At 73.3% G+C, this 14,603-nt stretch carries 10 protein-coding genes and 1 pseudogene; 1 reads left to right on the top strand and 10 read right to left on the bottom strand.

Going from position 1 to position 14,603, the window contains the following annotated elements; translation table 11 throughout:
• Nucleotides 1-98: 98 nt before the first annotated feature.
• The 7 genes from IEJ02_RS45465 to IEJ02_RS45435 form a co-directional block, all read right to left on the bottom strand.
• On the bottom strand, nt 99-1,475 hold the full coding sequence (locus IEJ02_RS45465; protein ID WP_191070153.1) for a methylaspartate mutase: 1,377 nt from the start codon (nt 1,473-1,475) through the stop codon (nt 99-101).
• Nucleotides 1,472-1,975, bottom strand: coding sequence for a cobalamin B12-binding domain-containing protein (locus IEJ02_RS45460; RefSeq protein ID WP_191070152.1), 504 nt, complete (start codon nt 1,973-1,975; stop codon nt 1,472-1,474). Before IEJ02_RS45460 ends, IEJ02_RS45465 begins: the two co-directional genes overlap by 4 nt.
• Complete coding sequence (locus IEJ02_RS45455) at nt 1,972-3,240, bottom strand: alanine racemase (RefSeq protein WP_191070151.1); 1,269 nt, start codon at nt 3,238-3,240, stop codon at nt 1,972-1,974. Before IEJ02_RS45455 ends, IEJ02_RS45460 begins: the two co-directional genes overlap by 4 nt.
• Entirely contained in the window at nt 3,237-4,781 is a 1,545-nt protein-coding gene (locus tag IEJ02_RS45450; RefSeq protein ID WP_317986083.1) for an AMP-binding protein, read from the bottom strand. The genes IEJ02_RS45455 and IEJ02_RS45450 overlap by 4 nt, the downstream gene beginning before the upstream one ends.
• A gap of 76 nt (nt 4,782-4,857) precedes the next feature.
• Nucleotides 4,858-5,058, bottom strand: a complete 201-nt coding sequence (locus IEJ02_RS45445; RefSeq protein WP_191070150.1) for a ferredoxin — start codon at nt 5,056-5,058, stop codon at nt 4,858-4,860.
• Between the two features lie 8 nt (nt 5,059-5,066).
• A complete protein-coding gene (locus tag IEJ02_RS45440) occupies nt 5,067-6,290 on the bottom strand; it encodes a cytochrome P450 (RefSeq protein ID WP_191070149.1) in 1,224 nt (407 codons plus the stop codon).
• A 152-nt stretch (nt 6,291-6,442) separates the two neighbouring features.
• Nucleotides 6,443-7,999, bottom strand: a complete 1,557-nt coding sequence (locus IEJ02_RS45435; RefSeq protein WP_191070148.1) for an AMP-binding protein — start codon at nt 7,997-7,999, stop codon at nt 6,443-6,445.
• A 120-nt stretch (nt 8,000-8,119) separates the two neighbouring features.
• On the opposite strand from IEJ02_RS45435, the gene IEJ02_RS45430 reads away from it, so the two are divergent.
• On the top strand, nt 8,120-8,371 hold the full coding sequence (locus tag IEJ02_RS45430; RefSeq protein WP_137975990.1) for a phosphopantetheine-binding protein: 252 nt from the start codon (nt 8,120-8,122) through the stop codon (nt 8,369-8,371).
• A gap of 48 nt (nt 8,372-8,419) precedes the next feature.
• On the opposite strand, the gene IEJ02_RS50920 is transcribed toward IEJ02_RS45430, so the two are convergent.
• From IEJ02_RS50920 to IEJ02_RS45415, 3 genes and pseudogenes are all read right to left on the bottom strand, one after another.
• Nucleotides 8,420-9,031, bottom strand: a complete 612-nt coding sequence (locus IEJ02_RS50920) for a hypothetical protein (RefSeq protein WP_343299759.1) — start codon at nt 9,029-9,031, stop codon at nt 8,420-8,422.
• A 438-nt stretch (nt 9,032-9,469) separates the two neighbouring features.
• Nucleotides 9,470-10,363, bottom strand: a pseudogene (locus IEJ02_RS45420) (proline iminopeptidase-family hydrolase); the annotation flags it as partial.
• 29 nt (nt 10,364-10,392) lie between these two features.
• Nucleotides 10,393-14,586, bottom strand: coding sequence for an SDR family NAD(P)-dependent oxidoreductase (locus IEJ02_RS45415; RefSeq protein ID WP_317986084.1), 4,194 nt, complete (start codon nt 14,584-14,586; stop codon nt 10,393-10,395).
• Between the last annotated feature and the right edge of the window lie 17 nt (nt 14,587-14,603).

Here is a 14,603-nt window from a genome sequence, read left to right as displayed (position 1 = left end):
CACTCCGCAAACCCGGTCTTCACCATGAATTTTCGAACATGAACCGACTCCGGACCCTAGGTTCCGCAGCACCGAAACGCCCACCCCTACCGCACCCCTCATCGCGGACCCGGCAATCTTCTCGACCGTTCTGCCAACGCCGGAGAAGCAGCGGTCTCCCCGCTTTCCGGCGCGCACGCATCGTATTTCCGCTGTATATAGAAAAGGTCCTCCAGGAGGCCGGACGAGGTGACGGCGCCGGCCGGGGCGCGCCGCTCGGGCGGCGGGACCGGGAGGGCGCCGGTGTCGGCCCAGCAGAGCCGTCCCGCGCCGTCGAGGGCGCTGCGCGTCCGGCCCCGGTTGTCCGGATGGACGCAGTACGGCACGTCGAGGTAGCCGCGCCGGAACGCCAGCAGCAGCGCCGTACCGATGTCCCTGTGGAGGTTCCGAACGGCGTTGATCAGCGCGTTCGCCTCCTGGTAGGTCGCGGAGTCACCGCCGTTCGCGCCGTCGGCGGGCGGGCGGAGCGGGGGGCGCGCCCCAGCTGCCCTGGCGACGTACTCCAGCGCGGCGACGTTCTCGGCGATGGTCGGGATGCGGCGCGACTCGGCGACCGTCTTGACGATGATCCGCTCGGAGCCGGTCGCCAGCGCGAGCCCGGCGGCCTCCCCGAGCAGCCGGTACGCGCCACGGTCCGTCCGCGGGTAAACGCCCATGTACGCGTAGATGACGACATGCCATGAGGACAGGGAAAGGAGCTCTTGGCACAGCCTCCGCAACGCGAGGACGGCTTCGATATCCTGTTCCGGATTGGTCTGCTGGGCGTAACTCACTGAAAGGCTGCGAAGGCCCCGCTGCTGGAAGAAAAGCGCCTCCAGAACGCTCAGCGCGACGAGGAGGCCCGGCGGGCACAGCTGGCCGAGCATGCACCCGCCGAACGTCTCCAGATGCGGTTCCGATGGGAATTCGCGGAGCGCGGCGAAACGGACGGCGCAATCCGACCAGTTGCGGATCGACTCCGCCAGCGGCGTCCGGCCGTACGGCAGGCAGTACGAGACGGGCCCGCCCTCGGTCGCGGTGAGCCGCAGCGCGATGAGGGCCGAGAAGATGTCGGCCGGGACCGCCGAGCCGTGCCGGACCTGAACCGGGAAGTCTCGGTTCAGGAGGCCCGCGAGGACGGCCGCCGTGGTCTCCGCCGGATGGCTGACGATCGGGTAGCCGTTGAGGTTCGCGCCGCCGTCCGCACGCACCGCCCGCTCGGCGGACGCCAGGTCGCCGACCCGGGTGTAGCTGTCCAGCGTGAGCGTGCCGACGGTGGTGGCGGCGGCGGCCCTGGTCGCCGCGAGGCCCGCGCGCATCAGGCCGGGCGGGCCGAAGCCCATGCGGGGCTGGGCGACCAGTTCCCCGGCGTCGGCGGCGCGCCGCACGAACGCCCCGAAGTCGACCTCGCTCGGATGCACGTCGGTGGACACCGTCCGCGGCGCGACATCGCTCACGTCCGGCCTCCGTTGCCCGCGAGCTCCCCGGCCCGCGGCGCCATCGACGCCAGCATCGTACGGAAGTCCGCGGCGCCCGGGCCGTCGGCGAAGACGGCGTCGAAACCGGCGTCCAGCAGCGCTTCGGTCTGCCCCGCGGCGGCCTCGTGGTCGATGCCGAGCTTGCCGCCGATCACCACGGGGGTGGCGGCCAGCTCGGGACGGGCTCGCAGCCTGTCGATCAACCGGAGCCCCTCCTCCCGGCCGTGGCCGTTGACGCTGCTGATGACGACCATCACGGGGGCGATCCGGCAGCACTCCTTAATCAGCAGGTCGTCGGGGACGCACGGCCCGAGGTTCAGCACCGTGTAGCCGAGTTCCTCGATCAGAAGCTGGAGGAACACCAGATTCCAGGTGTGCGCGTCGGAGGACACGCTGCTGACGACCACGGTGCCCGCCCGCGCGGCAGGCGGGCTCCGGTCCGCCGCGCGGGCGGGCACCGGTTCCACGGGGCGGTTCACGGGTGTCCCCCCGCCAGGACCGCCGGCCGGGCCGGCGCGGGACCGGTCACCGGCATGTGCGAGCGGTGGTGCTCCAGCCTCGACACCGACACGATCTCGCCGCCGCGCACCGCCACTTCGGCGGGCGCGGGCCGGCCGAGGAACATCAGCAGACTCGCGGTGACCCCGTAGGCCCCGGTGTTCGGGATGGTGACGAGGTCGCCGGGCCCGAGCGCCGGCAGCGGGATCTCCCGGCCGAGGACGTCGCCTGGGGTGCACAGCGGGCCGACCAGGCTGGCGTTCTCCGTCGGCTCCACGTCCGTGCGCACCGACACCGGCAGCAGGCGGCCGAGCCCGGACATGCCGCCGAGGACGTTGATGCCCGCGTCGAGAATCACGAACTTGCGTCCCCTGCTCACCTTGACGTTGCTGACCCCGGCGACGAGCGTCCCGGCGGTCCCGACCAGGTGGCGGCCGGACTCGAAGGCGATCCGCGGATCGCCCCCGCGCCACCCGGGCAGCGACGCGTCCAGCGCCGCCGCCAGCGCGTCGCGCAGCCGCGGGTAGACCGGCCGCTCCCCGGGCGCCGCGTACGGCGCGGCGAACCCGCCGCCGATGTCCAGGAACCGCAGCGGGAGGTCCAGTTCCCGCGCCAGCCGTGCGGCGCCGTCGATGGTCTGCTCGAACTCCGCCATGAGGCTCGCCTCGTCGTGGGCGTTGCTCAGCGGGAAGAAGTGCATCCCGGCGAGGCGCACCCCGCCCACCCGCCGCAGCGCGGGCAGGACGGCGGGCAGCGCCTCGGCGTCGAACCCGAACTGGGAGGGGGTGCCGGTCATGCGGATGCTGGTGGTGGCGCTCCCGGACGCGCTGTTGACGCGCAGCAGGACGTCGGCGGTCGTGCCGTGCTCGCGGGCCGCGGCGCCGACGTGCTCGACGTCGGTGAGCGAGTCGGTGGAGAAGAGCCGGACGCCGCGGCCGACGGCGGCGCGCAACTCGCCCGGGGTCTTGCCCGGTCCGGTGTAGAGGCAGTCCGCTCCGGCGAAACCGCCGGCGAGGGCCGCGTCCAGCTCCCCGGTGGAGCTGATCTCGGCGCGGCAGCGTCCGCCGGGGACGGCACGCAGGGCTGCGACGACGTCGGGGTGCGGGTTGGCCTTGAGCGCGTAGAACAGCTCGGTCTCCGCGGGCAGCGCGCCGAGCAGGTCACGGGCCGCCGCGGCGACCTCGTCGAGGTCGTACACGTAGACCGGCGTGCCGAAGCGGGCCGCGAGATCGTCCAGCCGGGTCACCGGGCACCGTCCCCATCGATCAGCGCCACGAGGGCGTCGCGGGCGTTCTTGCCGTGCTGGGTCAGCGGCAGCTCGGGCAGGACCCGGCATTCGGCCGGGACCTTCGCCGGTTCCAGTCGCCGCGCCAGCTCCTTCAGCACGACCTGTGGCGGCAGGTCCCCCGCGACGAAGACCATCAGGTCGCGGTCACCGTCCGGCGGGAGCACCGCCGCGGTCCGGACACCGGTGATGTCCATCGCGGCGGCCTCGATCTCCAGGGTGCTCATCCGGATGCCCTTGCGCTTGAACATGTCGTCGCGGCGGCCCGCGAAGTAGAGGTAACCGTCGGCGTCGAGCCGACCGTAGTCGCCGGTGTGCAGGCGGAGAGCGCCGGTCCGCCCCTCCCGGCGGAACGTGCGGGCCGTCAGCTCCGGGTTGTTCCAGTAGCCGGGCATGACATGCGGCCCGCTCGCAACGATCTCGCCGGTCTCCCCGGCCGGGACGGGCTCGCCGTCCGCGCCGAGGATCTCCACCGTCGTCCCCGGCAGGGGCAGGCCCACCGAGTCGGGCCGCTCGCGATCCTCCTCCGGCGGCATGATCGAGATGCGCTTGCACTCGGTCTGCCCGAACTGGCGGACGACGCGCGCGCCGGGGAACGCCGCGCGCAGCGCCTCGATCGTCGCGGGCGGCAGCGCCGCGCCAGTGTTGGTGAACAGCCGCACCGGCGGCGGCGGTTCCCGGTCCCGGCCCGCCATCGTGACGATGATGGACGCGAACGACGGGACGATCGGAACGATGGTCGTCCCGGTCTCCCGCATCCGCCTGAGCAGGGTCAGGTCCGACTCCTCGCCCGCGAGGACGATCTCGCTACGACCGGCGCAGGCGAGCAGGACCTTGTAGAGGCCGTAGTCCCAGGAGATCGGGAACCGGCAGAACACCACGTCGTCGGGCCGGTACCCCAGCACCTCCTGGATGGCCCGGGTGGCGAAGACGATCTGCGCGTGTGGGCACATGACCGCCTTGGGCGCCGCGGTGCTACCGGAGGTGTAGACGAGGACGGCGAGGTCGTCCGGGCGGGTGTCGGACGGCGGCACCCGCACGCCCTCCGCGGAAAGCCGCTCCACCTCGTCCCGGACGACCCCGGCGTCGTACACCGGCGCCGCGCCGATTCCGGTCAGCCGGCCGACCGCGGATCCGGGGGCGATGACCAGCACCGGATCCGCGTCGGCCAGCACCGACGCCAGGTGGAACTCCTTCATGGCGGGGTTGAGCGGCACGAACACGGCGCCGCACCGGGACGTCCCGTAGAACATGCCGACCAGCTCGCGGCGGCTCGGCAGCTGCACGACGACGCGGTCGCCAGGGGCGACGCCGCGGGCCCGCAGCCAGTGCGCGAACGCGTGCGCGTACGCGTCGGTCTGCCGGTAGGTCCAGGTTCCGCCGGAGTCGCTGACGGCCGGGACATCGGCGGCTTCGGGCGTGGCGGCCAGCGCCTCGTCCAACAGCGCGTGAACGAGTTCGCCGCCCGCTTCGGTCTCGTGCCTTTCGTCGCTGGATCGCACAGCCTTCCTTGCTTGGTAGGAGGAGACGGGGCCTTACGGGGTGGAACGGGTCGGGGCGCGGACCGGGTGGTCGCCGCTACCGGTCCTCGACGATCTTCAGGGCGCCGACAGGACAGCTGTGCACCGCTTGGAGCACCGCGTCGCGGTGTTCGGGGCCGGGGGCTTCTTGGAGGAGGAACACCCGCCCGTCCTCCGCGTCCTGGTCGAACACGGCGGGGGCGGAGCTGACGCAGGAACCCGAGGAGACGCAGATCTCCCGGTCGACGGCGAGTCGCACGGCGCCGCCTACCACGTGACCGGGAGCTTGTAGAGGCCGTGGATGAGCGAGTCGTTCTTGAGCGGCAGCTCCTCCGCGGGCACGGCGAGCCGCAGCCCGGGGATCCGCTCGAACAGCCGGGGGAAGATCAGCTCGAGCTGCATCCGCACCATGGTCTGCCCGGAACACTGGTGGACGCCGTGGCCGAACCCGACGTTGCGCACGGACTCCCGCGTGATGTCGAAGCGGTAGGGGTCCGGGAAGAGATCGGGGTCGTGGTTGGCGGCGGCGAGCGAGGCGATGATGCCCTCGCCCTTGCGGATCAGGGTGTCGCCGAGCTGGATGTCCTCCATCGCGACCCGGGAGGTGCCGAAGTCGGAGATGCTGAAGATCCGCATCAGCTCGTCGACGGCGCGGCTCGCGAGCGACCGGTCCTTCATCAGCAGTTCGCGCTGGTCGGGGTGTTCGATCAGGGCCAGGATGCCGAGGCCGATCATGTTCGCGGTGGTCTCGTGGCCGCCTGCGACGATGGCGCGGACGAGGATGCCGATCTGGGCGAGCTCCAGCCCGAAGCCGTCCTCCTCGTTCCGGACGATCAGGTTGCTGACCAAGTCGTCGCCGGGGTTCTCGGAGCGCTCGACCAGCATCCGCTCGATGTAGGCGGCCATCTGCGCCTCGCGGACGGCGATCTGCTCGGGGTCACTGTCCTTGCCGAGGATGCCGGCGACGTACTCGTGGAAGAAGTGACGGTCCTCGACCGGGATCCCCAGCAGCTCGCAGATGGCCTGTGCCGGGATCGGCATGGCCAGCTCCTCGATCAGGTCGACCGTGCCGCCCTTCGCCAGGATCGCGTCGATGTACTCGTCGATGATCTCCAGGGTGCGCTCGCGCATCGCGTTGATGCGCCGGACGGTGAACTCCGGCATGATCAGGCGCCGCTGCACGGTGTGCTCGGGGTGGTCCAGGTGGAACAGCGCACGCGGCACCGACTTCAGGATGTCCATCGGCACGGGCAGCATGAGCGGGTAACCGTCGTTCGTGATGTCCGCGCTGACCCGGGAGTCGGACAGGATCTCCCGGACATCGTCGTATCTGGTGACGAGCCATGCTTCCCGGCCGTTCATCGCGAGGCGGACCTTGGAGATGGGGGCCTGCTCGCGGATCTCCTCGTATTCCTTCGGCGGGCCGTAGGGGCAGGACCGCGCCATCGGAAAGGACGGGTATTCGGCCTCGGCCTTACTGATTTCGGTCATATTTCCTCCCGAGATGGGAATGGTGGCAGCCGGGAACCAGATGAGCACATGCCTGCGCATGCTCAGCGACGGAGGAAAACGGAATGCGCACGCCGGCCCCCATTCGGAAGGCTAGGAGAGACGGGACTCGGGTCGGCACCCCTAAAGCACCCCTACCCCGCCGAGGCGCGTTCCTCGAGGGCCTTTCGGTCGGTCTTGCGGTTGGCGTTGAGGGGGAACTCGGGGAGGTGCCGGTAATGGCGCGGCACCAGGTCGTGCGGAAGGCTGCGGCGCAGTTCCCCGGCGAGCCCGGCTGGAGGGACGGGCGTCCCGGTGTAGAAGGCGACGAGCTCGGTGACGCCGTCGTTCGACCGGGCCACGATGACGGCGTCGTCGACGCCGGGGCAGCCGCGCAGCGCGTGCTCGATCTCCGCCGGCTCGACGCGCCGGCCCTGGACCTGGAGCTGGGAGTCCACGCGTCCGAGGTAGGCCAGCTCACCACCGTCGAGCCGGCGGACGCGGTCGCCGGTGCGGTACCAACGCCGACCTCCGTGCTCCAGGAACCGGCCCTCGCCGTCGACGGGATCGAGGTAACCGGGGGTCATCTGTGGTCCGGTGACGCACAGTTCGCCTTCGGCGCCGACCGCGGCGGTGGCGACGTCGGCGGGGCCGCCGGGCCGAAGGAGCAGGCCGTCGTGGCCCTCGTGCAAGGCGCCGATCGGGACGAGCCCGTGCGGCACGTGCGGGGCCGGGACGTCCGGTACGAAGCGGTGCCCGCTGACCGTGACGGTCAGCTCGGTGGGGCCGTACAGATTCTCGATCAGCGCGCCGGGCGCCGCCTTCTGCCAGTCCGCCGCGTCCGAGCACCGCAGTGCCTCGCCGGCGAAGAAGCTCCACCGCAGCGACGGCAGCGCGGCGGGGCGCAGACCGCCGAGCCGCCGCACGATCGTGATCGCGCTCGGCGTCGAGAACCACACGGTCAGGCCGCGTTCGGCGGCGAACGCGGGCAGGTCCCGGTACGCCTGCGGCGGCACCGTGTGCACGGTGGCGCCGGCGCCCCAGGCGCAGAACAGGTCGAAGATGGCACAGTCGAAGTTGAGGTCGAAGGTCTGCGAGAACGCGTCGGCGGGCGTGAAGTCGTACCGCGCGTCCAGGAGCCGGAAGTAGTGCGCGGCGGCGCCGTGGGTGATCCGGACGCCCTTCGGCCGGCCCGTCGAGCCGGAGGTGAACAGGATGTAGGCGACGTCGTCCGGCCCGGCCGGGCGCGGCTCGGTGAGCGCGTCCCGTGCGCTCACCGGGATCCGCCGAAACGCGCCGGTGTCCAGGCCGGGCGCGAGGACGGGCAGGTCGAGCCCGTCCGGCCCGCCGAGCGGGGCGAGGGCCGCCAGCCCCTCCTCGTCGGCGAGCACCGCGCAGACGCCGGGCAGGTCGAGCATCCGCCGAGTCCGGGCGGCGGGGAATCCGGGGTGCAGCGGGACGACCGTGGCGCCCGCGTACAGGGCGGCCAGCAGGGCGGTGTAGGTCCGCGGGCTCTTGCCGCCGAGAACGCCGACCGCGCCGGGAGGGCCGCCGGCATGCGCGAGCAGCGCGCCCGCCAGGGCGAGCGCCCGCTCATGGGCCTCCGCGTAGCCGAGCACGGCCGACGCGGTGCGGATCGCCGTGCCGTCCGGGGACGCGGCGAGCCCGCGCAGGAAACGCCCATGCAGTGCCGCTTCGACCGTTCTGATCATCATCGCTCCCGGAGGAAGTAGGGGTTGTACCCGTCCCGGTCGTCGGCTTTCGTAAGCAGCGTCGGCCGGTGGTCCGCGTCGAATTCGCACGCGGACGGATCCGCACACCTGGGAGGAACTATGTGGGACGCACAATTTGAAGAACTGCTGCGCCGTCAGCTGCCTTTTCTCGCGCCCGACGAAACGCTGACGGAAGACGCCGCATTGCGGGATCTCGGACTGGATTCGCTGGGCACGGTGGAATTGCTGGCGGCGCTGGAGAACGCGTACGGCGTTCGTTTCGTGGACGACGCACTCACCGTCGAGACGTTCGCCTCTCCCGCCGTGCTGTGGAATACCCTTTCCGAGATGGCCGCGGCGGCCGCACCCTGATCTCCACGGCCGCCCCCGGCGGCGGTGACCACGGCGGCGGCCATGTCCTCAGCGCGACGGCGCCGGTCCCCGCCGCCGGGGGCGAAGTGCCGTCCGGGGGTCGGCCGGCACCACGGTGAAGTTCCGCCGCGTGGCCGGGACCCGGCCGAACAGGGCATCGTGCCCGCAGACGTAGAGCGTGCCGACACCGTGCCGCCGCAGTGCCGCCACGACCCGGGGCCAGCGGACGGGCCGTTCGAAGCCGTCCGCCAGCATCGTCCGCACCTCCTCGCCGGTGTCCACGGCCCGGCCGTCCTGGTCGGCGATCAGCGGCAGCGCCGGGTCGGCGAACCGGAGCCCGCCGAGCACCTCACTCTCGATGCGGCCGCGCAGCGGGCCGAACAGGCTCACGTGCATCGGCGGGTACATCGTGTAGAGCGGCAGGCCACCGGCGGCGCGGATCCGCTTCCCCAGCCAGTCCAGTTCGTCCCGGCCGAGCGACAGCATGTGGAAGTCCTCGTCGACTTCGCACGACACCTCGTGCCAGGCGCCCCGGTCCGCCAGCTCCGCCGTGATGCGCGCCAGTTCGCCGGCGGGAACGCGCGCGAAGGACTGGGTCACCACGTGGCCGTGCTCGCCGGCGGAGAAGTCCTCCAGGAACCGGGCCCACCGCGCGGTCATCAGGACCCCGTCGGCGAACGGCAGCGCGCCCGTGTGGACGGCGGCCGCCTTCCCGCCGAAGCTGGGGCCGGCGCACACCCGCGCGTCCACGCCGTGCTCCTCCCGCGCCCACTCGGCGAGCGCGAGGCAGCCGACCAGGAACGCGACCTGCGCGTACTCGCTGTAGTCGCCGTCGGCCTCGCGCCAGCGATCGATCAGGGGATAGCCGAGGACCTCGCTCGCCTCGGCGGTCATCCTGCGCGCCACGGGGTTGACGAGCAGGAACCTCGCCGCCTCCGCGAACGGCACGGGTCCCATGCCCGGGAAGACCATCGCGCTCGCGTCGCCGCCGCTGTCCATGCGCGGCCCCTCACGGGTCGGGTGGGTCGGACGAGACCGAATCCGGGGGACTCCCGCGCCCCGGAAGGACCCCGATCGGTCCCCTGCGCGGGGGGACCGGAGCCCGTCGAGGTAGGCGCCGAGGACCTCGGCGAACCGTTCCGGCTCCTCCAGGTGCGGAAGGTGGCTGGACTCCTCGAAGATCTCCCAGTGCACGTCCGGGATCAGCTCCTGGAAGGGCCGCACCGTCACCGGCGTCGCCTCGTCATGACGGCCCGACAGCAGCAGCGTCGGGACGGCCACGTCGGCGCAGCGGTTCACCACGCCCCAGTCGCGCAGGCTGCCGATGACATGGAACTCGCTGGGCCCGTTCATCGTGAAGTACACGGTCGGGTCGTCGTAGATCTCGTAGAAGGAGGCCATGTAGTCGCGCGGCCACGGGTCCAGGCGGCAGACGTGCTTCTCGTAGAAGACGCGCAGCGCGGCGTGGTACTCCTCGCTGCCGGTGGTGCCGGCGTCCTCGTGGCGCCGCAGGGTGGCGTCCACCCCGGGCGGGAGGGCGCCGCGCAGCACCGTCATCTCCTGTAGCCACAGCGGGTAGGAAGCGGGCGCGTTCGCGACGACGAGGCCGCGCAGGCCCGCGGGCCGGGACGCAGCGTGCTCGACGGCTAGCATCCCGCCCCAGGAGTGACCGAACAGCGCGTAGTCGTCGGCGATGCCGAGCCGGTCGAGGAGGTTGTCGAGCTCGTCCAGGAAGAGCCGCACCGTCCAGAACTCGGGGCCGCGGTCGGGCAGGTGCGTGGACCCGCCGTTGCCGATCTGGTCGTAGTGGACGACCGGCCGGTCCGGCCCGGCCAGGTCCGCCAGGGCGAGCAGGTAGTCGTGGGTGCTGCCCGGGCCGCCGTGGACCACGACGAGCGGCGTGCCGCCCGACCGCAGCTCCCCGGTCACCCGGTACCACGTCTCGTGCTCGCCGAAGGGCACGGTTCCTTTGACACTCGGTAAGGGGGTCATGCTCTGCCACCTCAGTCGTCGGGTTCGGTTCAGCCTCGGGGCACCGGGCCGCCGCCCGGTGCCGTCAAACGGAGCCAGTCCTCGATGACCCGCGCGACCTCCGCCGCCCCCGCCTCGATCAGCGTGAAGTGGTTGGCGGCCACCGTCCGGACGGTGTGGGCCGCGTTCCAGGGCGTGGCCCGCCAGGCGTCCGGGTCGGCGGCCGGGGCGTAGCCGACGTCCGCCGGGTCCGCGGGATCCTCCGCGACGTAGAAGCGCTCGGTGCACTGGACGAAGAGCCCGGGAGCCTTGACCTCGCCGAGCACGAGGCCGGGGATGATCTCGCCCCATCCCGCCATGGCCGACCACCGGGCGCTGTCGAAGCCGACGCCGAGCGCCGCCTCCGTCTCGAACAGGCCGTCCGCGAGCCGTTCCAGGGGCACCCCCCAGCCGCCTCCGCTGTAGGAGTAGCTGTCGAGCAGGACGAGCCCGGCGGGTGGGACGCCGAGGGCCGACTCCAGGTGGGCGGCCGTCGCATGCGCGATGATCCCTCCTGCGGAGTAGCCGACCAGGACGAACGGCTCCCCTTCGGCAGCCTCCAGGGTGCTGCGGGCGAGTGCCTCGACCGCCGCGTCCGCCGTGGCGGGGAGGCTCTCCCCCGGCGCGAAACCGGGCAGCGGGACACCGGCGACGTGCCGCGTGTCCGGCAGGGCCGCCGCGATGTGCGCGTACTGGTGGACGCCACCCGTCGCGGCGGGCGTGCTGAAGCAGATGAGCCTCGGCACGTCCGGTCCCGTGGCGAGCTTCACCGCGGCCGGCGGGCGGCCGAGTTCGGCGAGCGAGGCGAAGGACGGCCGGAGCGCGGCGACCGCCTTCAGCAGCGCGAACCCCTCGTTCAGCCGCCCGGACCGCACCGCGTCCCGGAACAGGCCGCCCAGCTCCCTGGACCCCCCTCCGGCGGGCGGGCCGCCCGGTACGGCCGGACCGGCCCCGGCGGCCGAGACCTCCCCGGTGCCGGCGGCGGTCAGCTCGCCGAGCAGGCGGCGCGCGAGGTTCGCGGGATCGCCGCTGTCGAAGACGACCATCGGCGGCAGATCCAGTCCCGTCGCCTGCCCGAGCGCGGTGCGGAGCTCCATCGCGGTGAGGGAGTCGAAGCCGGCCTCCAGGAACCCCCGTTCGGGATCGAGGGCCGTGGTCCCGTCGTGGCCGAGGAGCACGGCGGCGTGCCCGAGGACGACGTCCAGGAGCCTGCGTTCCCGCTCGTCCTCGGCGAGCGCGGCCAGTTCCCGCCGCAGTGCGCCGGCATCGGCGCGGGCGGGCGCGGTCGCGCGGCGCCGCGCCCGGGGGGCGAGGCCACGCAGCAGGGCGGGCGTCTCGTCGGTACGGGCGCGCAGCGCGGCCATGTCCACCAGCAGCGGGGCCAGGACGGGTTCGCCCGCCGCCAGGGCCACGTCGAACAGCGGCAGGGCGTCGTCCACCGGGATCGGCGGCAGCCCTTGGCGGCGCAGGCGGAGCAGGTCGGCGTCCGCCATCCAGCCGGCCATGCCGGTGCCGTTCCACAGCCCCCACGCCATCGAGACGGCGGGCAGCCCGGCGGCGCCTCGGTGGGCGGCGAGCGCGTCGAGGAAGACGTTGGCCGCGGCGTAGTTCGCCTGGCCCGCCGCCATGACCATGCCGCCCGCGGACGACACCAGGACGAACATCGCGAGGTCGATGCCGCGCTGGCGGGTCAGCTCGTGCAGATGCCACGCGGCGTCGGCCTTCGGCGCGAACACCGCGTCCAGCCGCGCGGGCGTCATGGAGCCGACCAGTCCGCCGTCGGCGACCCCGGCGGCGTGCACCACGCCGCGCAGCGCACACTCCGGCGGTAGCCCGTCCAGCAGCGCGGCGACGGCGTCCCGGTCCCCGGCGTCGCAGGCGGCGACCGTCACCTCGACGCCTCGTCCGGCCAGTTCGTCGCGGAGTTCCGCCGCGCCGGGGGCGTCGGGGCCGCGCCTGCTCGTCAGCAGCAGGCGGCGGACGCCGTGGACGTCGGCCAGATGCCGGGCGATGGCCGCGCCGACGCCGCCGGTGCCACCGGTGACCAGCACCGTTTCCTCGGGTTTGAACGCGGGGACGGCGCCGCCGGCTCCGGCCTCGGCGGGGGCGAGACGCGGGGCGAGGACCTCCCCGGCCCGGACGGCGGTCTCCGGCTCCTCGCAGGCCACCGCGTCCGCCAAGCGCGCCCAGGTCTCCGCCCGCCCGTCAACGTCCACGATGAGGAACCGGCCCGGGGCCTCGGCCTGCGCGGCCCGCACCAGGCCCCAGACCGGCGCCTGGGCCAGCGCGATGTCCCCGGCGGCGGATGTCGCGTTGCACGTCACCACGGCGAGGCGGCCTCCGGCGAGACGCTCGTCGGCGATCCACTGCTGGAGCACGTGAAGCACCTGGCCGGCCACGGCGCGCACGTCCGCCGGAACGTCACCGGAGCCGGGTGACGGGCATTCATAGACGACCACTTCAGGCGGCGCGATCGCTCCCGACCCGACCGCCTCGCCCAGCGCGGCCACATCGGCGAACACCGGCAGGTCGTTCGCGGCGAAGAGGCCGCCGCCTCCTCCGAGGACCGCCCACCGGCCGGTGTCGTGCGCCGCGGCGGCGGCCCGGACCGGCGTCCACTCGACGCGGTAGGGCCGGGCGGCTCCGCCCGGCCGTCTCTGGATCTGCTCGGCGGTGACCGGGCGACCGACGAGCGAGCCGACCGTCAGCACCGGCTCGCCGGCCGGGTCCGCCACGGAGACGGCGACGCCGCTCTCCCCGGCGGGCGTGATCCGCACCCGCAGCGCCGACGCGCCGACCGCGTGCAGCGCGACGCCCCTCCAGACGAACGGGACGACCGCGCGTCCGCCGTCGGCGCCACCGTCCTCCAGCAGGCCCGCGTGCAGCGCGGCGTCCAGGAGGGCGGGATGCACACCGAACCGCCCGGCGTCCGCCTCCGGCTCCGCGGCCAGCGCGACCTCGGCGAACACCTCGTCGCCGGCGACCCAGGCCGCACGGAGCCCCTGGAATGCGGGACCGTAGCCGAACCCGCGCTCCAGCAGTCGCGTGTACGGGTCCGCCAGCTCGACGGGTTCCGCCCCCGGTGGAGGCCATGCCGCCCGCGGCGCCGGCGGCGGTGCGCCGTGTCCGAGGACTCCTTCGGCGTGCAGTGTCCACGGCGCGTCGAGCGGGACGTCCTCGGCGCGGGCGTGGATCCGGATGGCGCGGCGCCCGGTCCCGTCGTCACCGTCACCGTCGACCGTGACGCGCAGTGCGTGCCCGCCCCGCTCCGGAAGGACGAGCGGAGCGTGCAGCGCCAGTTCCTCGACCACGTCGCAGCCCGCCGCGTCCGCCGCTTGGAGGGCCAGTTCCACGAACGCGGTTCCGGGCAGCAGCGTCGCGCCCGCCACGACATGGTCGGCGAGCCACGGATGGTCGTCCGCCGACACCTTCCCGGTCAGCAGCACCCCGCCCGGCTCCGGCAGCGACACGACTGCGCGCAGGAACGGATGGTCGGTCGCCCCCAGCCCGGCCCTCTCCACCGCGCCGGTGTCCGCGGAGGCGGTCAGCCAGTACCGCCGCCGCTGGAACGCGTAGGTCGGGAGGTCGACCGGCCGGGCGCCGGTCCGGGCGAAGAACGCCGCCCAGTCGACCGGCACGCCGTGGGCGTACGCCTGCGCAACGGCCGTGACCAACGCACGCTCCTCGGGCCGGTCCCCGCGCAGCACCGCGCAGGCCGGTGCGTCCACCAGGGGCGCCAGGACGGCGCCGGGGCCGACCTCGACGAACGCGCCGACGCCCCGCTCCTTGAGCCACCGCACCCCGTCGGCGAATCTGACCGGACGGCGGACTTGATCCACCCAGTACTGAGCGTCGGCTTCGGTCAGCGTCTCCGCGGTGACGGTGGAGACGATGGGGGTCCGGGGCCGGTCGAAGGTGATGCCGCCGAGGGCTTCGGCGAAGTCGTCCAGCATGGGTTCCATGAGCGCGGAGTGGAAGGCGTGCGACACCGCGAGCCCGCGCGTCTTCCAGCCCCTGTCGGCGCAGGCGCCGGCCGTCCGGGCGACGGCGTCCTCGGTACCGGAGACGACTACGGAGGCCGGGCCGTTGACGGCCGCGATCTCCGCACCGCCCAGCAGCGGCAGGACCTCGTCCTCGGAGGCCTGCACGGCCAGCATCGCACCGCCGGAGGGAAGCGCCTGCATCAAACGGCCACGCGCACCCACCAGCACACACACATCAG

Source organism: Streptomyces sp. 5-10 (assembly GCF_014712245.1).
Lineage (GTDB): Bacteria > Actinomycetota > Actinomycetes > Streptomycetales > Streptomycetaceae > Streptomyces > Streptomyces violaceusniger.
Note: the sequence above shows the minus strand (reverse complement) of the source record. Positions and strands in the feature narration are given on the sequence as shown.